Raw genomic sequence first — 22822 nt, forward strand, 5'->3', positions numbered from 1 at the left:
ACACCACAGTGTCCAACCATCACACTGTGGTGTTTCTTTATATTTGCGAAATGATTTCATGCTTTTCTTCACTGCTGACAAAATGCTTCCTCTTAAATACAGAATATCCTTTTCTGCGAATGGAACCGAGTATAGCTCGATACAGATAGGCTGCTCCCTTAACAGGCGTTCTGGAATGAAGAGGATATAAATCTATCGAAACCATCGCCTGCTCATATAGCTTTTCCGCCTCAAAAGCCATCTCCTCCCAAACGGAGATAAACTTGTTGTTCACCACATGCCTTTTCAGCTCATCCATGGAATAGCCCGCGGCCTCTAGCTTTCCAATCGGAATGTAAATCCTTTCACGCTCTAGGTCTTCCCCAATATCCCGAAGTATGTTAGTAATCTGCATTGCCTGCCCAAGCGCAATGGCATCCTGTCGCAAGGCACCCTTAGTTTTAGGAGCAAGGATTGGCAACAGCATCAGACCAACCGTACTTGCCACATGGTAGGAATAATGCAATACTTCTTTTTCTGTATAATACAGCTTTTTGTACAGGTCCATTTCCTGCCCAGCTATCATGTCGTGAAAGGCTGGAACATCCATCTCATATTTTCCGAACACATCTTGAAGGGCAAGCCACATCGGATCGGCAGATGGCAACTCCCCTTCCAGAAATATAGAAAACGATTGTTTGAATGCAAAAAGCTCTTTCTTAGGATTTGCCCCCTCATCTACAATATCATCTACCTGCCTACAGAATGCATAGACTGCCCATACCGCTCTTTTCTTTTCTTTCGGCAAGAGCATAAATGCTTTGTAAAACGTTTTGGAATGTTCTTTAATTATGGATTCACAATGATGATATGCTTTCATCAAATCGTTCATTAAGATTCACATCCTTTGCAGATGAATGATGGGCAAAATCATGGATAATTTGGTTTGCTGCAAGCTTGGCACTTTGCATCACGATAGGGATACCGCCCCCGGGATGAATTGAAGCACCTGTTGCGTACACATTTTCGAACGAGGATAGCTTAGCTTGAGGTCGAAATACACCTGATTGGAACAGACTAGGTGCGATACCAAAGCTTCCTCCCTGAAATAGGCCTTCCTGTTCCGCATCATTTGGTGTTCGGACTTCCATCCATTCCATCTTTTCCGTCAGCCCAGGAAATGCTCTCGCTTCAATATTTTTTATCATTCTATCAATAAACTCCGATTCCTCGCTCCAATCGATATGACTTCCTGATGGAACTGGAATTAGCACATATAAAACGCTTTTCCCTACAGGCGCCAAAGTGGAATCCATTAGACTTGGGTTGAATGTATAAAAAGAGGGGTCTGTTGGAATCTTCTTTTCTTGAAACACTTCCCTCATATGCTGTTCAAAGTTCCCGCCCATAAAAAATTGATGAACATTCGAATTAGGATAGTTTCCATTTATTCCAAAATAGAGCAGAACACACCCTGATGAAGATTCATAGTTTCTGCGATCTTCCAGCAGTTTGGCGGCAGACGGAAAGTCACCATTCCAAACAAGACCGTCCACTTTAACGCTTCCTCCATTAACCTTTATGGAAACTACCTTTCCTAACTTCTTTTGGATTTCCTCCACCCTACTATTCTCATACAAAGGAATACCTTTTTCCTCCAAAGTATCTGTCAATACCTTTACAAGCGATGCATAGCCACCTTTCAAATAATGGATGCCATGTTCATGTTCACTGTAAGGAATTAGACTATACATTGCCGGAGCAGTTTGCGGGTTCCCCCCAATGTACAATGTCTGAAGAGAATAGGCTTCCCGTAGGCGTTCATCCTTAAAAAAGGTGCCGGCAAATTTCTTCATGGACTGGTAGGCTTTTAATCTGACAAGGGATTTCAGATTCTTCGCTGTCCAAAAATCCCTTTTCCTTGAAAAAGATTTTTTCAAAAAAGCAGACTGCCCTATCTCAAAGCTTCTACGCATTTCTTTCATGTATTTCTTAAACCCTTCCTCTTCTCCAGGAAATACGTGGCTCAATTCATTCAGCTGCCTAGCAATGTCTTTGTATTTCGTGTACTTTTTCCCATCTTTAAAATGAATGGAGTACAAGGTATCAAGCCCTAAGAGTTCAAAAGCATCATTAGAGACTCCCGCTTCAGCCAATATATCTTTAAGCATATGAGGCAAAAGGACAATAGTTGGACCTTTGTCAATTCGGTAACCCTGTCTTTCGACAAAAGCAAGGCGACCTCCTGCCTTATTCTCTTTTTCATAAATACTCACTTCAAATCCCTGCTTCTTTAAAAGTAGGGCTGTTATCATTCCGCCTATTCCCGCTCCTGCTATGGCAATATGTTTATTCATTGAGCTTTCTCCAGTCTTTGCGCTTGGAAGCTTTTTTGAGAGTCCATTTCGTATTTTTCACGCACCAGTCTGGTCGTGATTCTGGCAGATTCCAGGATGGTCGGCAACCCGCTCCCTGGATGGGTTCCACCACCAACTAGCCAACAGTTATCCAACTCTTCAAATCTGTTATGTGGACGAAGTACCATCATCTGGGTCAGCTGGTGTCCAAGGTTGAAAGTGGCTCCTTTATATACAAACACTTCTTTTTCCCAATCTGCTGGAGTAATAATTTTTTCTACTTCTATATGATTTCTAAGTCCTCTGAATCCACTCTTCTTCTCCAATGTGTCAAACACCAATTGTCTGAATTTCTCCTTATTTTCCTGCCAATCAATCTCACTGAAATTGTTAGGAACGGGAGCAAGTAGATAGAGGGCGGATTTTCCTTTTGGTGCCAATGTGGGATCTGTCACCGAGGCATTCTGAACATAGATGGAAGGGTCACTTGAAAGCTTTTTCGTTTTCGTGATCTCTTCCACATTTTTTTTGTAATCCTCTGCAAATATAATGCTATGGTGAGGTAGATCGTACACTTTATCCAATCCAAGGTAGATCATGAACGTTGAACAGGAAAATTTTTTCTTTTCCAATTTCCCTTTACTGTATTTTTTCAACACTTTATCATCCACCAAATTCGTCATGACGTGGGCAAAGTCTCCATTTACTACAACCTCGTCCGCCTCCACCTTCGTACCATCGTCTAACATGACTCCAACCACTTTACGACCTTTTAGCCACAGCTTTTTCACTCCAGTGCCAAGACTGATCGTGCCACCATGTTCTTCCACCACTTTAGCCATGCTTTCGGATAGCCGGTTGACTCCTCCAATAGGATGATAGATTCCATAAGCATGCTCCATCCAGGAAAGGATAGAGAATGCACCCGGACATTCCCAAGGTGACATTCCCAGATATTTAGATTGAAAAGTGAATGCCAGCTTTAATTGTTCATATCGGAAATATTTACTCAATTGATCATACAAGCTGCTTCCTAGACTGAGTTGCGGAAGGGCTTTAATGACCTTCCATTGAAAATAATGATAAAAGCGGTCCATCTTTCCTTGGAGAATGGGAGTCAGGGCCTCCATTCGTTTTTCCGTTTCCGTCATGAATCGTTTATACCCTTCCCCGTCGCCCGGAAAGTAGTTTTCAATAGTCTGTTTCATTTTCTCTTGATCGCGAGTTACCATGAATGATTTATCCGGAAAAACAAGTTCATACATGTCCTTTAATTCTTTCATTTCCATGTAATCATGCATGTTCCGCTTTGATTCCTCGAAAATCTCTTGTGCAATTTGAGGCATACTCAGAAAGGTTGGGCCCATATCAAACGTGTACTCACCAATTTTCATGGCAGAGTTACGTCCTCCAACATATGGCTGTTTTTCCAATACAGTCACCTGGTAACCGCTGGCTGAAAGCATCATGGCAGCTGCCAAACCCCCAGGTCCTGCGCCAACCACTATTATCTTCTTACTCACGTTTTGTACGCCTCCTCATTCCAAACAAACCGTTCAATCATTAAACAAAGATTATACAAAAATTATACACAATATATTTTTTTCTATCAATCATTAATACTCTTTATTAGGTAAAGGCTGTTTCCCCATACTTTGCAAGTAAAAATGTATGTAAGCTTGTCTACTTGAAGAGTGAAATAAAAACCCCTCATCAGGAGTTTTCACTTCTCTAATACAGTAAAGCGATTTACTGTAACAAAAGCATACTTAACTTTCATTAACAATTTATTCCTTTATTGTTACTTTATAATTGGTAAACCATACATGAATTTGTGCCAGGTGGGCGAGAAGCTGAGGACCCGTCATCAACTGGCCGAACCAAGGTACTTGAAAAGCTTTTCCTTCAGTTGAAACGATTTCTTGCAGTTTCTTTTTATTGAAAAATTCCAGTAAAGGACTGTTGTTATCATGAAGGATTTCTTCCAGCCAGTTTTTGACCAACTTCGTATAAACTGGATGGTGGGTCTTTGGATATGGGCTCTTCTTACGATAAAGTACTTCCTCAGGCAATATCCCTTCCAAAGCCTTCCTCAAAATCCCCTTCTCCCTGTTGCCATGCATTTTCATTTCCCAAGGGATGTTCCACACATATTCCACCAGACGATGATCGGCAAAAGGAACTCGTACTTCCAGACTCGCTCCCATGCTCATTCTGTCCTTGCGATCAAGCAGTGTTGTCATAAACCAAATCATGTTCAAATAGAAAAGTTCACGTCTACGCGCTTCCAAAAGACTTTCCCCTTCTAGTCTAGGAGTTTCAGCCACTGTTTCTTCAAATTTGGAAGTGATGTATTCATCAAGCTTCAGTTTTCTTCTCCACTCAGGCCGAAGCAAATCCATCCTTGCCTTGGTGGAACGCATCCAAGGGAAATTGCTCGATGCCAAATCTTCCGGTCTATGGAACCATGGATACCCGCCGAATATTTCATCGGCACATTCCCCTGAGAGGCTTACCACATAATTTTGTTTAATTTCCCGGCAGAACCACAAAAGAGAAGAATCGATGTCCGCCATTCCCGGTTGATCCCTAACAAGTACCGCTTCCTTTAGAAAGGCTGCGAGGTTTGTTTGCGATATAACGGAGCTGTGATGGACCGTACCAAAGGTTTCTGTCATTTTCCTTATCCATTTTTCATCGGAATTCGGCTGAAATTCATTGACTTTAAAATATTTGTCGTTCTCTTCGTAGTCGATGGAATACGTATTTAAAGGCGGCTTTCCTTCCCTTTTGAATGCATTGGCAGCAATGGCGGTGATAGCACTTGAATCCAGTCCGCCTGAGAGTAAGGTACAAACAGGCACATCAGAAACCAATTGCCTTGTTACTGCATCTGTAAACAAATAGCGAACCCGCTCTACCGTTTCGTCCAGACTGTCGGTATGAGGTTTACTTTTCACATTCCAATAGCGCTTTATCTTCAACCCGCCACTTTTGGACAATATCAGAAGATGAGCTGGTCTGAGCTCCTTTATGTCATGGAACAATCCATGGCCAGGGGAACGGGATGGACCAAGACCAAAGATCTCTGCCAAGCCATCATATCCCACTTCACTCGATACATCAGGGTGTGCCAGGACCGCTTTCAATTCAGACCCAAAGATCAACTTCCCCTCCGCTTCATGGAAAAAAAACGGCTTCACCCCTAGCCTGTCTCTTGCAATGAACAATTGCTCTTTTTCTTCATCCCAGATGGCAAAAGCAAAAATGCCATTCAAATGATGTACACATTCTTCCTTCCATTCTATATAGGCAGTCAGCAATACTTCCGTATCTGAATGCCCACGGAAAGAGTATCCTCTCCTTAAAAGCTCCCTTCTGATATCTTCGGTGTTATATAGCTCCCCGTTGTAACAGATGGTGTAATTTTTTCCCGCTTTTGTTCTCGTCATCGGCTGTTTGCCACCCTCTAAGTCGACAACAGCCAAGCGTTTATGTCCAAATGCCGCATGAAGGTCGATCCAGACATTTGTATCATCAGGGCCGCGAAGCGATAACGTTTCCGTCATTTTTCTCACTATATCTCCCTGGTCCTTTATATCCCTTTTGAAATCTATCCACCCTGTAATTCCGCACATATTGTCCATCCACTCCTTTGCTTTAGGCAAACCACGGCTGTTTTATACTATGCCGAGAGTGCTTATACCATGAATTCCAGATAGGGTTTCGACCATATTTTCATGTCAGTCCTTCTTCCATATTCTTAGGGAAACTTGTGAGCCGTTTAAAGGTTTGCCAAGTAGGGAAGAATGTCAAACACAAAGGTTTAACCCCTCAAAACTTGTTGACTAATGGAGGAAACGACTGTGAATCTTCAAAAAAGGAAAAACATCATTTATGAACAAAAACGCTCCTTTACTTGCGGAACGATCGAGAACATAAACGAACAATGGATTTTTTTTGAGGCGGAGGATGATGAAGCATTTCTGCTGGAGGAAATTTCGGAAGATGGCATTGAAATACTGCTATCCAATGAATGGGTACCAGGAGTACTTCTAGAATCAGGTCAGGTGGTACTACATACGAAACATTTATATGAATTGAATAACGGAGATGCAGTTCGTGTCCGCAAAAGACTCCCTCAGCCCTACATGGAATTGTTGGAGGAGCTATCGGAGGATGCTTTCGCGAAATTCACCACCCTTCTAAATAATTCGAATATCTCGCTGTATGATTGTATCTATTGTCATAATACGATGCAGTTCATGGATAATATAAAAGAACCTTCGGGAGTAAATTTCCTTGTATATGATAATGAAACTTTCATTTGTTCCGTACAGCACCATTTTGCCCGCGGTAAATCTGTATCCGACCGTTTCGAATATACCTTGCAAACAGGAAAAAGATATATGTTTACGAATATGGAACGCAAAAAGGCGGAATAAGAACATAAGAAAAAAACCGTGATTCATCTAGCGAATCACGGTTTTTCATGGAGCTAAGAAAAATCAGGAAAACCTCCCAGTCCTTCCTTGTTAGTTGGGTTCTACACCGCTGTTCCTTTCCGCAAATCGCTCCGCTTTCCACGGGGCGACCTTGAGCCTCCTCACTCCGTTGCGGGGTCTCAACATTGCCGCTACTTCCCCGTAGGACAAGGAAGGCTACGGCAGCGATACTTCGCACGCAGAAAATGCTCGCATTTTCAAGGAGTCTTCGCCATTTACTCCAATCCACAGCTATAAATTCTATAGAAAGATAGGTTAATGGCTATTTCAATCACCTCGATTAGATAGCTTTTAATTAACCCGTTGGTGAATGAAACCACCAAGTTGATTGTAGTGGAAGGCGCGCAGACTCCTGCGGGAGGAAGGGACAGGGGAGACCCCGCAACGGAGTGAAGAGGCTCCCGGACCGCCCGCTGGAAAGCGAAGCGCCTGGAACGGAAATCAACAGTATTATATACTTATTCATAGAAAAAAACTCGGTTGTCTTTCGATCATGAACCTCTCAAATTCCGCCATTGGCCTAGGCTTAGAAAGATAAAAGCCTTGTGCCACATCACAAGTCAGTTCCTTAAGAAGGCGCAACTGTTCTTCCGTTTCAATCCCTTCAGCAATCACGTTCAGATTCAACCCTTTCCCCATTGTAATGATGGCATGAACAATGGCATGATCTTTTGATTCAACACGAAGATTCTTTATAAAAGACCGATCTATTTTCAAATTATTGATAGGAAGGTCTCGCAAATAACTTAAGGAGGAATAACCTGTGCCAAAATCATCCACCGAGATTTGTACCCCTAGTTTCCGAAGACTCTCCATGACTTCAATACTGTAAGAGGCATTGCGCAACATGACACTCTCCGTCAATTCAAGGTGAAGATGACGGGGTGAAAGTCCAGTAGTTGCCAAAGCGTTTTTCACTTCTTCCACAAATTTCGGCTGTTGAAATTGCTGAGCAGAGACATTCACAGAAATATTCAAATCTCCATAGCCTTTATCCTGCCATTGCTTTGTGTGCCTGCAGGCCGAGTTAAGCACCCAGACTCCTATTTCGGCAATTATGCCAGTCTCTTCAGCCAGCGGGATGAAATCCGCTGGTGGGATGAGTCCGAGTTTCGGGTGGTTCCAACGGATCAGTGCCTCTGCTCCTATAACCGTTTGTGATTCAATATCGATGAAAGGTTGGTAGCATAGGAAGAACTCATTTTTCTCCAGAGCTTTCCGGAGATAACTTTCCAGTTCAATTCGATGCAATGCTTGGCTGTTCATGTCATCCGAGTAAAATTTCATCCGGTTTCCACCAAGCTTTTTAGCTTGGTTCATTGCGGCATCTGCATTTTTTAGCAAACTTTCTTCATGAACGCCGTCATTAGGGTATAGGCTTACCCCGATGCTTGCCGTCACGTAGAATTCCTGTTCCTGATACATGATTGGCTGATTAATTGAAGTCAAAAGGGACTTTGCCAAACTGAATACTTCATCCACCTCATTGAATCCAGTATAAGACAAGGAGAATTTATCCCCGCCAAACCTCGCAAGATAACAATTGGCAGGCAAAGCATGCGATATCTGTGTGATTACTCTCTTTAAGAGCTCATCTCCCACCAAATGACCTAGGCTATCATTGATAAGCTTGAACCGGTCAAAATCAATAAACATTACTGCCAGTTTCTCCTTGCTTTTCTTCAACTCATCAAGTTTCATTTTTAAACTTTCATTGAAGTTCTGCCTGTTTGGTAGAGAGGTTGCCGGGTCATAGTAAGCAAGATAGGCGACTCGCTCTTCTGCTTTCTTTTGCGCTGTAATGTCCCTACCAATACCGAAGACACCAGTTCTGGCTCCATCTATGACTATCGGAACATGCTTTATTAGGTAGGTTCTCTCTTCCCCATCTCTCTCAATGAGCTCTATTTCATACGTCTGTTCAATTCCGTCCAACGCTTTGAAAAAATGATGAGTTACACGTTCGATATCTTTCGTTTTCAAAAAGTTCAAAGCACTTTTACGTAGAATCTGTTTTTCCGAAAATCCAAATATTTCCGTGAACCTCGGATTTACGCTAATGATTCTACCAAATAGATCCACCGAAAAAACGATATCGCTATTATGCTCAAACAACGACTTGTATCGCTGCTCCGACCTCTTCGCCTTGCGATTCAATTTCACAATATCACGAGAAGAAGCATCAATGAGGTTCGAAAGTGCAATGACCGCCTTGGATTCATCGGGAATTTGAATATCGACATCCACATCTTTTGGTACCTTCACTAAGTTACTCTCAGATAAAGCCAAGTGAATGGAAGTAAAGTTTCGATAGTCGACTTCTCCCTCCGTTGAACTCTGGATTTCTCCATAGGAAAAATAACCGAATGTCGGTGCTATCTGTTGCAGCACTTCAATCTCCTTAAGCACAAACCCCTCAAAATTTCGCCTTCTGGCCATACAATTAAAAATCAGGATAGACTCTACCGGCTTGGTCAACATATCTTTGATTTGTTTTTTCGAAGACTCAAGTATTCCCTCTGCGTTAGCATAGGAAAAAGTAAACTGCTCGCCTTCATGGACTTTCCTGTCGACTTGTATGAACCCTTCCTCCAGAGTATTTATCACATAAATAGTGGTTTTCTTCCCATTTCTATTGATAATCAGTGGAAACTGGGCTCCACTTTCTGGGAGTTCTTGGACAAAATGTTTCCCCAAATATTTAATTAACATTTTAAGTGGATTTTTATTGTCTATCTGTTTAATAACATTTTCTTCCGCACTTGTAATGGAAAAGTTTATCCCGATTTCTTTCAAGCTGTGGTTCGTGTAGGAATGCACCTGCAATTCATCACTCTCAAAGGCAACTGCTACAATTCCTTGACTAGTAATCTCTTTATCTAACCCAACAAAGGTTGCCCCGAGATTCCCTTCTACTCCTGCAAGTGCTCCCGCTATTTTCGTTTCAGGCATATTTTCGTTTATGCCTTCCATTAATCCTTCCACATCAATAGATAAGCTATTTGCCAGCAGTAGTAACAACTTTGTCTGAGACGAAAGCATTTCCCGTACCAATGTTTGTCCGACTACCTCCAATGGCTGGTCTGTTTCTACAGAATATAATTTTGCATTGATTGTTGTTTTTTCAAACACCATAAATGAGATTGCCACTTTATTGGTTGAAACCTCACCATTGCAGATTTCACCGTCTGTAGTTGCCCCTATAACCGTGGAAAAAGGTAGTACACTTTTGATTTCGGACAGGATGGTATGGAACTTCCCTTCTTGGAGCACACCTGAATAAACTTGTACAAGCACAGTTGGAAACGACAACAAATTGTTTTTATGAATAAATGGAACTATTTCCTGTGGATCAACACAAGAAAGATTGAATGTTTTCATAAGTAAGAACTCCTATACGTTCTACAACATTTGACAAATCAATGGTTTTTTGCAATTATCTACCTTTCACTTTATCATATAAATCTAAATAGAAAAACGAAAATTGTGAAAACATTCCCAAACAAAAAAACTTGGATCCCCATGAAATAGGACCCAAGTTTTTTCTAAAGTATGAAGAGTTACATCGGTAAACTGAAGCCCAAATGGATGATATAAGCCAATGTAAGCACAAACAGAACCCATACCACGACAGTGGATTTCCCTTTTCTTGTGCGGACAGAAATCATTTCCATCAAGCCTATGACCACGATACCAAGGACCATTTTCAATACATATTGCCCGTTAGTAATCCAACCCCAGCCAAGTTGTAAGCCTGTCACAACAATAAGTATGTAGAACAACCTCAGCACCATCGATGTAATTTTAGCACCTTTTTCTTTTCCTACCTTTGTCAAAACAAGAACAACAACAAACAAAATAAGTGCAATTGCCCATGTGGAAATATGCGCGTGTGTCATTTTCCCAAACCTCCTTCATTCAACTCAAAACTACTTGTATCATACCATAGAGTCCGAAAAAAACTAAATAAATTACCTCAACAACAAATTTTTCGAAAATAGACATTAACAATGATATAATACCTTTGAAAGCCATTACATTGATTAGATGGAGGTATTTCATATATGACAACTAAAACTCATGACATCATCAGTATCACAGAAAAATTCGGTGCCAATAACTATCATCCACTTCCAATCGTTATTTCAAAAGCGGAAGGTGTTTGGGTGGAAGACCCGGAAGGCAACAAATACATGGACATGCTAAGTGCCTATTCCGCAGTCAACCAAGGGCATCGCCATCCTAAAATCATTCAAGCATTAAAAGACCAGGCTGATAAAATCACTTTGACTTCCCGGGCTTTCCATAATGATCAGCTCGGACCTTGGTATGAAAAAATGGCAACGTTAACTAACAAAAACATGGTCCTTCCGATGAACACAGGTGCAGAAGCTGTTGAAACGGCAGTAAAGGCTGTTCGCCGCTGGGCATATGATGTAAAAGAAGTACCAGTCAATCAAGCAGAGATCATCGTTTGCGAAGACAATTTCCACGGCCGCACCATGACCGCTGTATCCATGTCTTCGAGTGAAGAGTACCAGCAAGGGTTCGGACCGATGCTTCCTGGAATAAAAGTGATTCCTTATGGAAGCATTGAGGCATTAAAAGGTGCCATCACCCCGAACACTGCCGCTTTCATTTTCGAACCTATTCAAGGTGAGGCAGGCATCAACATCCCTGCTGAAGGATTCCTAACTGAAGCTTACGAAGTATGTAAAGCGAACAACGTATTATATGTAGCCGACGAAATCCAAGCTGGCCTTGGCCGCTCAGGCAAACTTTTCGCTTGTGACTGGGAGAATGTCGAACCTGACATGTACATATTAGGAAAAGCACTTGGAGGCGGAGTGTTCCCGATTTCATGCGTTGCAGCGAACAAAGATATCCTTGGTGTATTCAACCCTGGATCTCACGGCTCCACTTTCGGAGGAAACCCGTTGGCATGTGCCGTATCCATGGCATCATTGGAAGTATTAGAGGAAGAAAAATTGGTGGAACGCTCCTTTGAACTAGGCAACTATATGATGGAAGAATTACGCACCATCAATAACCCTGCCATAAAAGAAGTGCGTGGCCGCGGACTCTTTATCGGAGTGGAACTTACTGAAGCTGCTCGCCCTTATTGCGAAAAGCTGAAGGAAGAAGGACTACTATGCAAGGAAACACATGAAACGGTGATCCGTTTCGCACCACCATTAGTCATTTCCAAGAAAGACCTGGATTGGGCTATTGATAAAGTGAAGAAGGTATTATCTGTTTAAAAAGCAAAAGCTGTCCAAAAGGTGAATAAACCTTTTGGACAGCTTTTTTAAACCACTACATTCCTCAAGGTTCCAATTTTCTCTACAGTAACCTCTACCACATCACCCTTTTTCAAAAAGCGAGGCGGCTTAAATCCTTTTCCTACACCAGCAGGAGTTCCTGTGGCTATAATATCCCCGGGCTCCAAGGTCATCCCTTTAGAGATGGTCGAGATGATCTCAGGTATCGAGAACATCATCAGTTTTGTTGATGCATGTTGCCGGATTTCCCCATTCACTTTCGTCTCCACCATCAAACTTTGAGGATTTTCAATGACCGATTTATGTACTATTGCCGGACCCATTGGACACGATCCATCCAGACTTTTTCCAAGAAAGAATTGCTTATGCTGCTTCTGCATATCCCTTGCTGTTATATCGTTGACAATGGTGTACCCAAATACATGATCAAAGGCATTTTCAATGGAGATGCCATTCCCTGACTTCCCTATGACTATAGCTAGCTCACCCTCATAATCAAGCTGGTCTGTAATGTCTTCATGGCTCTGGATATAAGCTCCTGGGCCGACAACTGAAGTCGGAGCCTTTGTGAAAATCATGATATGCTCCGGTATGTCGCCTTCACTTCCCATCTCAAGCACATGATCGTGATAGTTCTTTCCGACACAGAAAACATTTTTGCGTGGCCTTGGGATCGGAGCACGAAGATGGACTTCCCCCATCTCATAAAAATAAGATTCAGAGTCCCTTTGCGTAAATACCCAATCTCTTAACTTGGAGACCCTTTCAATAAAAGATTCCCCTTGTTCAATTCCTTCCATTAGAGTGGATGGCCAAGTGGTACCATCAGCAGAAACTCTATGCGCTTTATATAAATCAAGTACATAATTATGGGTTTCATCTGTCAATCCGATTCTTACTTCACCTTCTATTTCCATCGTTACGAAATGCATTTTTTTAGTTGCTCCTTTCACGTCGCACTTGGTTTGTGTAGTAATTTGTTATATTATGACTTGTTTTATCGAAGTGCTTTTTTTCTTATAAAAGCCGTGCCATAATAAGGACTCTGGCGTTACTTAATCTTATAAAATTGGAGTAGAAGCAAATGTTAGCTTTAAAAATTGAACTAAAAAGAAAGCAAATGATCCATTGCGCAAAAGAATACGGATTTACTGCATCCCAAACTGTACGATGCAGCCAAGAACTCGATGTACTGTTAAACAAACAATCACAACAGCTTCGGATATTGGAAAACCAAAATAAATATTCCTTTGCCCAATAACAGAGATGTGAAGCATATGCTCACATCTTTTTTAATTTAGGTCTATTACCGTAAGTCCCTGCCCTCCATAGCCATTCCATCGGGCCATAGTGGAAATAGGACACCCAGATTCTACTGATTATGATTTGGAATATATAAATTCCAAGGACGAGCCATAAACCATAAAATGGTGTAAATGAACCGTATAACCCTAATCCATAACTGTAAAAGATAAGGGAACAAACAACGGATTGAAACAAATAGTTGGTCAAACTCATTTTCCCTACATACTGGAAAGGGGACAAAAGCTTCATCCCCAAGCTTTTTCTGGTAACCATCACAACTGTAAGGAAGTAGAATACCGCACTTGCAGGGCCACCAATCCCGTCCTGGAGATATTCCGTAGCATAATTCTGCTGTGTATAATATGGAAGCAGTTTAAAAATCAATGCCAACACAAATGTCAATGCCCAGAGCTTTTTCATTCCTGAAAGATGCTCTTCCACTTTTTCAAGCCACTTGGACTTTGCTGCAGCCGCCCCGAACAGGAACATCGGCAACACAGAAAGCACAATAAAAAAGAAGTTCGCTATATTAACAAATGACCAATCAGAAATACGCTGTTTGGTTATCTCCGTAAATGTCCCATTTGCATAAACCTCTAAAGACTGCAGAGCATTCGCTTGTAACGGAGCATAGATATCCGCATCCCCCATTGTCATGGTCACCACAAGCATCAATAAGGATAACATTATGGTCGGTATAACAATAAGCAGCAGCCCCGTCCACACCATTGCCTTTGCTGACATCTTCCTCATCACCAATAACAGAAATCCGCAAATCGCATATGTAATGAGGATATCGCCATGCCAAATGAAGAAAGCATGGATTACTCCTATTACCAACAATACGACTAGTCTTCTAGAAAAATATTTTGGTACAGATAGATTCTTCTCCGCCACCCTATTGGCAAAGATAATAAAACCATACCCGAACAAAAACGAAAAAAGTGTATAGAAACTAGCCTGGGCGAGGATATCCACTCCATTCATTACTACTATGTCCCTTGTTTCCGACCAGTATGTTTTCATGTTCACATAAAGCATCGGAGAAAAAAACGAGGGCATATTCACTAAGAAAATACCTAAGATCGCAATTCCCCTAATAATATCCAAAGCTACAATTCTCTCTTTTTCTTGTATTGGTGCCGCTTGCATCCAGATTCCTCCCTTTATTTCTTACTTCATAAAGAACATTATAGCTCTTTTTCCTTTATATTCCTATCATCAAATCATTCTGTTTTACGATTCCAATTATCCACTCACCATACCGGGCTAATGTCATAGGATATAGCATAAGCGCACAGTAAAGGAGTTAACGTTTATGCCAGCAATCGTCGGAGCTGTAAATGTTAACAGTATCGGTAATTCTGGAATCTTTCATATCGGGGACGTGTTCCAGATGTCTCCGGTCAGTTCAGCCAAAACATTTGCAGGAGCCGGGAGTTTCAATACCGGAGACAGTATTTCAATAAGCAATACCAACAGCCAGACCAACACCTATGATCAGGACGTCAATGACCAACCGGTGGCGTTGAATATGTAAACCGAAAAGCGGAGGGCGCCCGTTCAGCGGCGTACAAACTGGACTGAGCCGTATGAGATAAAGGAAACACGAAGAGCGATAGCGATTCGATGTTGAGCTTATCGTAAGGAGGTGAGGGAAGTTTGATAGACGCTGCCGCCCAGAGCTAGACAAGGAGGGGGCCTTATGGCATCCAATTTTTTTATCAATCAAAACATTGTCATCCATCATCTGAAAATTGGGGGAATCACCAATTCCTCCGTCTTTCAGATTGGCAGTGCAGGCGTAATTAAATCGCTTTCCAATCTTTACAACACAGGAGGATTCACTGAACCAGGCCCAGTAAGCAGTGCTGAGATTGCCCAAGGTCAACAAGGTACTGGTGCTTCGGGTGCTTCGGGAGCTTCGGGAGCTTCCGGACCGTTTGTACCTTTAAAAGGAACAAGTTAAAACATTTTCTGGGCATTCACCCATTTTCAATGATTGCATAAAGTATTAGAGATGATTCTCGGAACTCGACAGCAACCAAGGAAAGGGGTGGCCAGATGTACAATAACTATCAGTATTTTTATCAATCCCAACAGCAGATCCAGCAGCTTCAACAAATAGTTGATAATCAGACGAAACAGATTTCCGCCCTTGAGGAACTGGTCAAACTGATGCAGCAGGAGATCATCCAGTTAAAAGCAAAGCCTAGTATCAACATAGAACGGATTGAGTACAAATTTGACCAACTGAAGGTCGAGACGCTTGAGGGTACATTGAATATCGGTCTGACCCCTGGTTCTGCCGGGGAAATCGAAGACTTCATCGTTACCCAGAACAACTTGGAAGTACCTGTCCCAGAGCAGAACCAGAACTTGGCCAAGGTAGTAGAGACCGATCTGAGGGAGTATTTGAACCAACGAGGAGAAGCGAAGATAAAACAGATTGCCAAACAACAAGGAAGAACACTCGAAAGGCACTATTATGATTTTATGATTCAGGATGTCAGCAAACAGCTTCCTTCCAGAATCAATCATACTTTGAATATGATAACTTCCGAGGCAGTCCAAAAAGGCTATAATGATGAAAAAATCAAGGAAGTAACAGTCCGCCAGCTACAAGAAGACATGGATAAAGCATTCTCAGCATTTATCCAGAACCTGCCTGCAAACAATTAGACTCTTTTCTCAAAGTTTGTTGCTTATAGTAAAAGTTAGACAAATGAGTGGATTGGAGCGGAAGGCACTCGACTCCAGCGGGAGGTAGAGGGAAACGGGAGACCCCGCAGGCTTGCCGAGGAGGCTCTCGGCCCTCCCCGCGGAAAGCGAGTGACTGCAGCGAAAAGGAACGGGTGAACTTTAGAGTCAATTTTTTAGAAAACAGCCAAAAATTATGAGCGTGGTGTTAACTTATGAATTTTCAAGTATCAAACCATAATCTCCAAGTAGATAACATCAATATTCTGGGAGTATCTTCTTCCTCCATCTTTCTCGTCGGGGACACACAGAACATCTGCCTTACCTCCTATTTTGATACGCCTCCAGAAGCATTGATTATTGGACCGTTTGTACCACTTACAACGGAATAAGCCAATGAGAGTTTCTAGAGTGAATGAAATCAACCTGCACTCCTTGTCATTCAGTTCTTATTTTCATATAGGGGATTCCTACTATATTAATGCAAAATCCCGTGCACTGGCAGTCAAAAGGGAGTTTCCAAGATTTTATGGAAATGAGGGGAATTTCTCTACGTATCCTATTTTTACTATGCAGTCCCCTCAGCCTACAATTACCGATCAGGTGAATATGAGCGTTTCAAATATCAACCCGAATATTTGTGTCAATCACATAAAGATTAAAGGGGTTTCATCCTCTTCTGTCCTGCAAATAGGATCGTCCCAAACCATATGTGCAGAAGCGAGAGTTAAACATACTAGACAACTGCTTGGTCCAGAAGTCCATCAACAGTTATAGTAGTTCGTGTATCATCATCTGATTGGTCAACTCGATAGTAAGTAAGGTTTTATAGAAACGTGTCCTTCACCATTTAGGCAGGAGTTCATATAGTGTAAGTATCAAAAAGAAAAAGGATGTTCTACATGCCAGCTATTGTCGGTCCGGTTGCCATCACAAGCGTAGGTGGAGGCGTTATCAACTTTGGAGATTCCTTCTATATTTCTCCCAAATCCGCTTCCAAAACTGCTGCAGGTTCCGGTGCACTAAATACCGGTAACTTCGTCATCACAAACAACGGCCTCAGCGCCACCAACGCCATTGACCCTGACATTAATGACCAGGATATTGTGGCGAATAACTAAAATAAGAAAAAGAGAAAAAAAAGGGGTTTAAGAAAAACCAGGAAAAACCGCCTGGTCCTTTTTAAGCTAAAAATCATTATTTGTTTGGTTAACCGGCGCTGTTCCTTTCCGCAAATAGCTCCGCTTATCCTAAGGGCGACCTTGAGCCTCCTCACTCCGTTGCGGGTTCTCAAGAGTGTCGCTACTCCCCCGTAGGACAAGGAAGGCTTCGGCAGCGATACATCGCACGCAGAAAATGCTCGCATTTTCAAGGAGTCTACGCTATTTGCTCCAATCCACAGCTAGAAATCAGTCATCTCATTAAGATAGTTTTTGGTTATCTTTTCGGTGAATGAAACCACCTTGTTGATTGGAGTGGAAGGCGCGAAGACTCCCGTGGGAGGAAGGGACAGGGGAGACCCCGCAGGCTTGCCGAGGAGGCTCCCGGACCGCCCACTGGAAAGCGAAGCGCCTGGAACGGAAATCAACCGGATTTTATGCTTTCTTACTTTTCAAAAAAAGGGGTCAGACCCCTCTAGGAGTTTCCCCTTCAATGGGGAAATAACACAAAAACCGTGCACACGCAAGTGGCACGGTTTTTGTGTTCAACGTTTTTGTTTTTTTCGTTCATTTGATTTGACTGTTTGTGGTATTTTGGTGGACGGTTGTTTTTGGATCCATTTGATGAAGGTGGCGACCTTCGGATCATCTTTTAAAAGTAACACCGTATTCAAACGTATGGCCAGTTCATCATTTGTGTATATGGCGTGTATCTGCTTATGGCATGGGATGCAAAGATTTGCCGTTGGAAGGAAGGTTCCTCCCATCTCCTTCGGGGTCAGGTGATGGACTGTTATCTCCACCTCTTCCCGTTCACAAAGCTCGCATATACCAAATTCCCGTTTTTTCTTCTTTGCCATTTCAGCATACACCTCCAAGATTCAAATCATCAGCCCTACATTAGCCATCTTTACAAACAAAAGGGTCATCATAGGTCTTCCAGTGTAACCACAGATCCTTTGCCGGAAGATTGTGCAGGCGTAACCACCAACCGCCTTGGCAAGCGGGCTCTCAGCTCCTGGACGTGAGAAATCACTCCTACTGCTAGGTGGTTGGATTGAAGCTTCTCTAACGCTGTAACCACTGCATCCAACAACTCCGAATCCAGTGTACCAAATCCCTCATCAAGGAAAAAGAATTGTAATGGATATTCTCCACGCAATTGGATTTGAGCTGATAAAGATAATGCAAGTGCAAGGGAGGTAAGGAATGTTTCCCCACCGGAAAGGGAGGAGACCGGTCTTCTCACTCCACCATTTGCATCATCACGGATAATAAATCCTCCCTGTGAATCCATCTCCAATGCATATCGCTGACGCGTAAGGTGTCCCAATCTTTCTGATGCATCCCTGCTTATCTGAAGAAGCTGCTCCTCAGCCAAGTATTCTACAAAACTGTTCCCTTTAAAGACAGCCTGCAGTTTCTGATACGCCTGGGTTTCCTCAGACAATTTCACTTTCTTTTCTTCAAGGAACCTGAACCGTTCATTCCGGTCTACGATAGAAGAAAGGTTCTGTTGGAGCGCACTCTTTCTTTCTATCTCTTCACGCAGATTCTTCCTTGCCAACTGCAGCTTGTCCTGCAATTCCAACCATTCTGCCTCTTCCAATTTTTCCGATCCTATCAGTGTGTTGAGACGGGAAATATCCTTTTCGACCGCTCTTCTTTCTTCCCAATATTGTTCTATTTGTTTTTTCCACAAATCTTTTGAATTTATATGGGCAATTGCTTCTGTTACTGAATCGATGGATGAAAATATGGATTTTTCCAAAGCAAGCTTCCATTTTTCTTGGATGTTCTCCAGACGAGATCCTGTCTCCCTTACCATCTGTTCGCTTTGAGAAGTAGCTTTTTCACTTTCCTGTGCCACCCTCTGTGCTGAGATCCACTTTTGGTAGCGTTCTTTTTCCATCCCATTTAAGTTTTCCATGGCAAGATCTACGCGCTTAAGTTCATCCTGGATTTTATTTTCTCCAACAATGGACTTTATTTCTTCTTGCGCTTCACTAATACGGGAATGAATTTGGTCGAGACTGAGACTCTCTTGGTAAATGACTTTTTCCATTTCTATTTTCTTTTCTTGCGCTTCTTTTAATTCTTTCTCTTTTGTCTCTATAAAATCCACACTTTTATTGATTCTTTCCTGCAGGTCCACTCTTAGCTTTTCAATCTCTTTGGCATCCTGATAGGTTCGGTCAATTTCTTCAAAGTCCTCATTTTCGAAGGCCTTATCCCACTGAACCTTTTTGTTTGCCAGTTCCAGCCTGGAAGTTTCCTGGCGCTTATCCCACTCTTCCCGTTGCTCGATGTAACTCGAAGATAGTTTTTCGGTTTCCTTGAATGTTCCGGACCAGGTTAAAAGATAACTGTCCACTTGTTTTTTCTTTTCCTGCACTTGGATAAGGTCCTGGATCAGCGCTTTTTGTTCTGTGACAATTCTGCTGTATTTTTCAATCAGAAGCCCTGCAGCGTCCTTCGACTCGGCCAATTCCTTGTTCCACTTGTCCACTTTTTCAAAAGATTCCTTTGGGCTAGGTAATTCTCTTTCACCTTCAAGATCTCGATAAAGCTCAGAAGCCAACTGCTCCAATTTGAGCTTAATTTTCAGATTCTCCTGCTTTTGGAGAGCTATTGCTGTAGGTAGCTTTTCCACTCCATGTTCCTCTTTACTGCTGGCTACTTCCCGTAGTCCTTCATGTGAGGCAAAGCCTGGATGGTCTTTGGACCCGCAAACAGGACATGCTTCGCCTTCTTCAAGTGATTGGGCCAATTCCAATGCCAGCTGGTGGATCTTTGCATCTTCCTCAAGCTTTTGTTCCGCCTGTAAAAACTGCTCTGCCTGTCGTTCGAGCCAGTCAAGGGATTGTGTCATTTCTGAAGCATGGTCATAATGCTTCTCTGTAGTTTGAAAAATTTCCAAAAGACCTTCTTTTCCCTTTTTCAGGTTTGTCTTTGCCTTTTGGTTCTCCGCTTGAAAAGATGCAATCTTGTTTTGCAGCGTTAAAACTTCTGCGCCGTTTTCCGCCACTTTTTTCTCGATATGCATAATTTCCTGTTTGCTTTCAAATGCCTTCTGGAGAAATTCCAACCTCGCAGGTGCAAGGGAATGGGAAGCAAGCTCATCCTTTAGCATCTTCTGTTTTTTTACCGCTCTCGCATAAAGGCCTTTTGCTTTTTCTTCCTGTGCTTCTATTTGGGAAAGATCATCTTTTTTGGATGCTAAAGACTGCTGCAACTCAACTACCTTTGGTTGGTGAACAGACAGTCCATCCTCTAGCTTTTGGGCACGTTCCAATTTTTCTCTCTTAGAGAGAAGTGGAGGCAGTTCTGATTCTTTCTTTAGCCTCGCCATTTCATAGGTTTTCACCGATTCTTCTAATGCCTCTTTTGCTGTGGTATTAGAAGCGAGGTCCTGATCGCTTTTTTGTTTCCATTGAGATAAGGCGAGTTCTACTTCTTTCAAGTCTTCCAATAGCGGCTTCAAGCTTTCCGCTTGTTCGGCAAGAGTATAGGATGTCTCCAGTTCTTTAATGGAAGCTTCTCGCTCTCTAAAAGTATGGAGTTTTTGTTCCACCAGTCCTCTTTCCGTTTGCCATTCCCATTGTTTCTTTTTACTCTCAAAAACTTTTTCGATTTCTTGTAGTGTTTTTTCCGCAGCTTTGACGATAGCTTCCACTTCTTTAAAAGCTTTTTGTGCTGCGTTCACCGCTTCATCAGAAGCCTCGCCCAACCCAAGCTGTTCGGCCTGTATTTCTCCAAGCAGTCTTGTTTTCTCCTGAAGCTCTTCTTTTATTTTCCTGGAAAGCTGGTCTCCGTACTTTTCCAATTGGAACAAACGTTGTAGCATTTGTCTTCTGTCTGCACCTTTCAAGGATAGGAACTCCGCGAATTTCCCTTGTGGCAGCACGACCGCACGAGTAAAATCATCAATGGTCAGCCCTAGAATTTCCTGGACCGCGGCATTGACATCGCTAGCCTTGTCTGCAATGACTATATGTTCACTGTCCTTCACTTCCGATAAACGCGATATTCCAGACTTGACCCTGATATCATCGGTTCGTTTAAAGGTTCGCTCCACTTTGAATCGTTGCCTGCCCTTGGCGTTTTCCAGTTCAAAAAGGAAGGAGACTTCTAGAACGTTTTCTGCGTGATTCATAATCCCTTGGGTATTATTGGAGGCACGTTCCACTTTTCCATATAAAGCAAGAGTCATACCATCCAAAATGGAGGATTTCCCGCTTCCTGTAGGACCAAATATCCCGAATACGCCACCTTGGCAAAGTGATTCAAAATCAATTACCTGCTTTTCTCGGAAACTGTGTAATCCTGCAACCGTTAAAGATATCGGTTTCATGCCTGCCCCTCCTTCACTGTTTCATCCTGCAGCAATGACAGGAATAGACGAACCAATTCCTCTTCAGGCTGAGCTCCTCCAGATTGCTTTTCATAAAACTTAACAAACAGCTCTTCAATCGGAACACTGTCCATCTTCACCGCTTTGCGTTCCTCGACCATTTCAGGAAAAATAGGACGAATATGAAGAATGCCATCATGGTGCTTACGGATGCGATGGATCTCTTCCATAGATAGCGCGTTTGTCACATGTATTTCGACATCGACCCAGGCGTTGCTGTCCTTCTTTTCATCCAGCCAGCCAAAAACCTGTTGGATCCCTTCTGTCGCTTTCCATTTCACAAGAGGCTTTCCACTGGATAGATAGATTTCCTTCGTTTCCACCTCTGCACTTGGCTTGGCATCAATAATGGTGACACTTTTTGTGTATCCGGCCTCGGAAAAACTATAGGCAAGCGGTGAGCCTGAATACCTGGCTGCGGTTTTCGCACGCTTTATGGTTTGCGGGCGATGCAAATGACCAAGAGCGACATATTGAGCCTGATGGGGCAAACTTTCTGCGGCTACGGTAAATGCCCCGCCAACTTCAATTGGACGTTCTGAGTCGGTCGAGTTTCCACCAGCCACAAACAAATGGCTCATCGCTATATTGACAGATGTCTCTGTAAACTGCTCACACATCTTGTTAAAGATCTGACGAATTCTTGCATCATAATGATCCCGTATCGCTTTTTCTTCAAACTCTTCGGAAAGTACTTCGTTAAGTCTGGATTCTGAAGGGTATGGCAAGGAAGCTAGCTTGAGGGTTTCATCTGTTGTAGGAATGTAGATGCTCTGAACGTCCATTGTAGGATATCCCAGCAAGGATATATTCTGTGATCTTGCAAGAGGTCGGGATGCCGAGAGACGGTCAGGATTGTCATGATTTCCTGCAATTACGGCAACCGGTCTTTTTCCATTGTTTGATAGCTGCTTTAGCGATTCATAGAATAGGACTTCTGCTTGTGCAGGGGGATTGACCGTATCATAGACATCACCGGCCATCAAAACGACATCCACTTTCTCCTCCTCCACTATTCGCAATAATTCTTCCAAGAACTGTGCCTGCTCCTGCAACCTGCTTCTTCCTTCCAGTGTCTTACCCAAGTGCCAGTCGGCCGTATGAAGTATTCGCATCTTCT

At 42.6% G+C, this 22822-nt stretch carries 20 protein-coding genes; 9 read left to right on the top strand and 11 right to left on the bottom strand.

Annotated features, from left to right (window positions below; genetic code table 11):
- Positions 1 to 37 precede the first annotated feature (37 nt).
- The 4 genes from AB685_RS13500 to asnB all read right to left on the bottom strand — a co-directional run bounded on the left by AB685_RS13500 (position 38) and on the right by asnB (position 5983).
- Positions 38 to 871, bottom strand: coding sequence for a phytoene/squalene synthase family protein (locus tag AB685_RS13500; protein WP_047971126.1), 834 nt, complete (start codon positions 869 to 871; stop codon positions 38 to 40).
- Positions 837 to 2336, bottom strand: a complete 1500-nt coding sequence (gene crtI / locus AB685_RS13505) for a phytoene desaturase family protein (RefSeq protein ID WP_047971127.1) — start codon at positions 2334 to 2336, stop codon at positions 837 to 839. Before crtI (AB685_RS13505) ends, AB685_RS13500 begins: the two co-directional genes overlap by 35 nt.
- Positions 2333 to 3859 carry a phytoene desaturase family protein gene (gene crtI / locus AB685_RS13510; protein ID WP_047971128.1) on the bottom strand — a complete coding sequence of 509 codons (1527 nt, stop codon included), beginning with the start codon at positions 3857 to 3859 and terminating at the stop codon, positions 2333 to 2335. The genes crtI (AB685_RS13505) and crtI (AB685_RS13510) overlap by 4 nt, the downstream gene beginning before the upstream one ends.
- Before the next feature lie 264 nt (positions 3860 to 4123).
- Positions 4124 to 5983: an asparagine synthase (glutamine-hydrolyzing) gene (gene asnB, locus AB685_RS13515; RefSeq protein WP_198530516.1), complete on the bottom strand. Its 1860-nt coding sequence runs from the start codon at positions 5981 to 5983 to the stop codon at positions 4124 to 4126.
- Positions 5984 to 6202: 219 nt separating this feature from the next.
- Here asnB and AB685_RS13520 point away from each other — a divergent pair, with 219 nt between their 5' ends.
- Positions 6203 to 6781 carry a DUF2777 domain-containing protein gene (locus tag AB685_RS13520; RefSeq protein ID WP_047971130.1) on the top strand — a complete coding sequence of 193 codons (579 nt, stop codon included), beginning with the start codon at positions 6203 to 6205 and terminating at the stop codon, positions 6779 to 6781.
- A 522-nt stretch (positions 6782 to 7303) separates the two neighbouring features.
- Here the strand turns inward: AB685_RS13520 and AB685_RS30355 are convergent.
- Together AB685_RS30355 and AB685_RS13530 are read right to left on the bottom strand one after the other, a co-directional pair.
- Positions 7304 to 10222: an EAL domain-containing protein gene (locus AB685_RS30355; RefSeq protein ID WP_047971131.1), complete on the bottom strand. Its 2919-nt coding sequence runs from the start codon at positions 10220 to 10222 to the stop codon at positions 7304 to 7306.
- Between the two features lie 179 nt (positions 10223 to 10401).
- Positions 10402 to 10740 carry a DUF1516 family protein gene (locus AB685_RS13530; RefSeq protein ID WP_047971132.1) on the bottom strand — a complete coding sequence of 113 codons (339 nt, stop codon included), beginning with the start codon at positions 10738 to 10740 and terminating at the stop codon, positions 10402 to 10404.
- A gap of 165 nt (positions 10741 to 10905) precedes the next feature.
- Here AB685_RS13530 and AB685_RS13535 point away from each other — a divergent pair, with 165 nt between their 5' ends.
- Complete coding sequence (locus tag AB685_RS13535; protein WP_047971133.1) at positions 10906 to 12102, top strand: ornithine--oxo-acid transaminase; 1197 nt, start codon at positions 10906 to 10908, stop codon at positions 12100 to 12102.
- A 47-nt stretch (positions 12103 to 12149) separates the two neighbouring features.
- Here AB685_RS13535 and AB685_RS13540 read toward each other — a convergent pair whose 3' ends face one another.
- Complete coding sequence (locus AB685_RS13540) at positions 12150 to 13055, bottom strand: fumarylacetoacetate hydrolase family protein (RefSeq protein ID WP_047971134.1); 906 nt, start codon at positions 13053 to 13055, stop codon at positions 12150 to 12152.
- 152 nt (positions 13056 to 13207) lie between these two features.
- Here AB685_RS13540 and AB685_RS30360 point away from each other — a divergent pair, with 152 nt between their 5' ends.
- Positions 13208 to 13384 (top strand): aspartyl-phosphate phosphatase Spo0E family protein, encoded by a 177-nt coding sequence (locus tag AB685_RS30360; protein ID WP_082153624.1) that lies wholly within the window; start codon positions 13208 to 13210, stop codon positions 13382 to 13384.
- Positions 13385 to 13404: 20 nt separating this feature from the next.
- Here the strand turns inward: AB685_RS30360 and AB685_RS13545 are convergent, their stop codons facing one another.
- The gene (locus AB685_RS13545) at positions 13405 to 14580 is read right to left on the bottom strand and encodes a DUF418 domain-containing protein (RefSeq protein ID WP_047971135.1); all 1176 of its coding nucleotides are present in this window, start codon (positions 14578 to 14580) and stop codon (positions 13405 to 13407) included.
- A gap of 166 nt (positions 14581 to 14746) precedes the next feature.
- Here AB685_RS13545 and AB685_RS13550 point away from each other — a divergent pair, with 166 nt between their 5' ends.
- From AB685_RS13550 to AB685_RS13575, 6 genes are all read left to right on the top strand, one after another.
- On the top strand, positions 14747 to 14968 hold the full coding sequence (locus AB685_RS13550; protein WP_047971136.1) for a spore germination protein: 222 nt from the start codon (positions 14747 to 14749) through the stop codon (positions 14966 to 14968).
- A gap of 165 nt (positions 14969 to 15133) precedes the next feature.
- Complete coding sequence (locus tag AB685_RS13555; protein ID WP_047971137.1) at positions 15134 to 15397, top strand: spore germination protein GerPB; 264 nt, start codon at positions 15134 to 15136, stop codon at positions 15395 to 15397.
- A gap of 95 nt (positions 15398 to 15492) precedes the next feature.
- Positions 15493 to 16110 (top strand): spore germination protein GerPC, encoded by a 618-nt coding sequence (gene gerPC / locus AB685_RS13560; RefSeq protein ID WP_047971138.1) that lies wholly within the window; start codon positions 15493 to 15495, stop codon positions 16108 to 16110.
- Positions 16111 to 16343: 233 nt separating this feature from the next.
- A complete protein-coding gene (locus AB685_RS13565) occupies positions 16344 to 16520 on the top strand; it encodes a spore gernimation protein GerPD (protein WP_047971139.1) in 177 nt (58 codons plus the stop codon).
- Positions 16521 to 16524: 4 nt separating this feature from the next.
- Complete coding sequence (locus AB685_RS13570; protein ID WP_047971140.1) at positions 16525 to 16905, top strand: spore germination protein GerPE; 381 nt, start codon at positions 16525 to 16527, stop codon at positions 16903 to 16905.
- Between the two features lie 125 nt (positions 16906 to 17030).
- Complete coding sequence (locus AB685_RS13575) at positions 17031 to 17249, top strand: spore germination protein (RefSeq protein ID WP_047971141.1); 219 nt, start codon at positions 17031 to 17033, stop codon at positions 17247 to 17249.
- 584 nt (positions 17250 to 17833) lie between these two features.
- Here AB685_RS13575 and AB685_RS13580 read toward each other — a convergent pair.
- From AB685_RS13580 to AB685_RS13590, 3 genes are all read right to left on the bottom strand, one after another.
- A complete protein-coding gene (locus AB685_RS13580; protein ID WP_047971142.1) occupies positions 17834 to 18148 on the bottom strand; it encodes a hypothetical protein in 315 nt (104 codons plus the stop codon).
- A gap of 68 nt (positions 18149 to 18216) precedes the next feature.
- Entirely contained in the window at positions 18217 to 21642 is a 3426-nt protein-coding gene (locus AB685_RS13585) for an SMC family ATPase (protein ID WP_047971143.1), read from the bottom strand.
- Complete coding sequence (locus AB685_RS13590; RefSeq protein WP_047971144.1) at positions 21639 to 22817, bottom strand: exonuclease SbcCD subunit D; 1179 nt, start codon at positions 22815 to 22817, stop codon at positions 21639 to 21641. The genes AB685_RS13585 and AB685_RS13590 overlap by 4 nt, the downstream gene beginning before the upstream one ends.
- Between the last annotated feature and the right edge of the window lie 5 nt (positions 22818 to 22822).

The sequence above is a fragment of the Bacillus sp. LL01 genome (genome assembly GCF_001037965.1).

Bases quoted from the DNA above. Each gene is read 5' to 3' on its own strand.
- AB685_RS13545 (WP_047971135.1), bottom strand. From the start codon at position 14,580: ATGCAAGCGGCACCAATACAAGAAAAAGAGAGAATTGTAGCTTTGGAT.
- crtI (WP_047971127.1), bottom strand. From the start codon at position 2,336: ATGAATAAACATATTGCCATAGCAGGAGCGGGAATAGGCGGAATGATA.
- asnB (WP_198530516.1), bottom strand. From the start codon at position 5,983: ATGGACAATATGTGCGGAATTACAGGGTGGATAGATTTCAAAAGGGAT.
- AB685_RS13555 (WP_047971137.1), top strand. From the start codon at position 15,134: ATGGCATCCAATTTTTTTATCAATCAAAACATTGTCATCCATCATCTG.
- AB685_RS13500 (WP_047971126.1), bottom strand. From the start codon at position 871: ATGAACGATTTGATGAAAGCATATCATCATTGTGAATCCATAATTAAA.
- AB685_RS13565 (WP_047971139.1), top strand. From the start codon at position 16,344: ATGAATTTTCAAGTATCAAACCATAATCTCCAAGTAGATAACATCAAT.
- AB685_RS13540 (WP_047971134.1), bottom strand. From the start codon at position 13,055: ATGCATTTCGTAACGATGGAAATAGAAGGTGAAGTAAGAATCGGATTG.
- AB685_RS13580 (WP_047971142.1), bottom strand. From the start codon at position 18,148: ATGGCAAAGAAGAAAAAACGGGAATTTGGTATATGCGAGCTTTGTGAA.
- AB685_RS30360 (WP_082153624.1), top strand. From the start codon at position 13,208: ATGTTAGCTTTAAAAATTGAACTAAAAAGAAAGCAAATGATCCATTGC.
- gerPC (WP_047971138.1), top strand. From the start codon at position 15,493: ATGTACAATAACTATCAGTATTTTTATCAATCCCAACAGCAGATCCAG.
- AB685_RS13585 (WP_047971143.1), bottom strand. From the start codon at position 21,642: ATGAAACCGATATCTTTAACGGTTGCAGGATTACACAGTTTCCGAGAA.
- AB685_RS13535 (WP_047971133.1), top strand. From the start codon at position 10,906: ATGACAACTAAAACTCATGACATCATCAGTATCACAGAAAAATTCGGT.
- AB685_RS13570 (WP_047971140.1), top strand. From the start codon at position 16,525: ATGAGAGTTTCTAGAGTGAATGAAATCAACCTGCACTCCTTGTCATTC.
- AB685_RS13590 (WP_047971144.1), bottom strand. From the start codon at position 22,817: ATGCGAATACTTCATACGGCCGACTGGCACTTGGGTAAGACACTGGAA.
- AB685_RS13550 (WP_047971136.1), top strand. From the start codon at position 14,747: ATGCCAGCAATCGTCGGAGCTGTAAATGTTAACAGTATCGGTAATTCT.
- AB685_RS13575 (WP_047971141.1), top strand. From the start codon at position 17,031: ATGCCAGCTATTGTCGGTCCGGTTGCCATCACAAGCGTAGGTGGAGGC.
- AB685_RS13530 (WP_047971132.1), bottom strand. From the start codon at position 10,740: ATGACACACGCGCATATTTCCACATGGGCAATTGCACTTATTTTGTTT.
- AB685_RS30355 (WP_047971131.1), bottom strand. From the start codon at position 10,222: ATGAAAACATTCAATCTTTCTTGTGTTGATCCACAGGAAATAGTTCCA.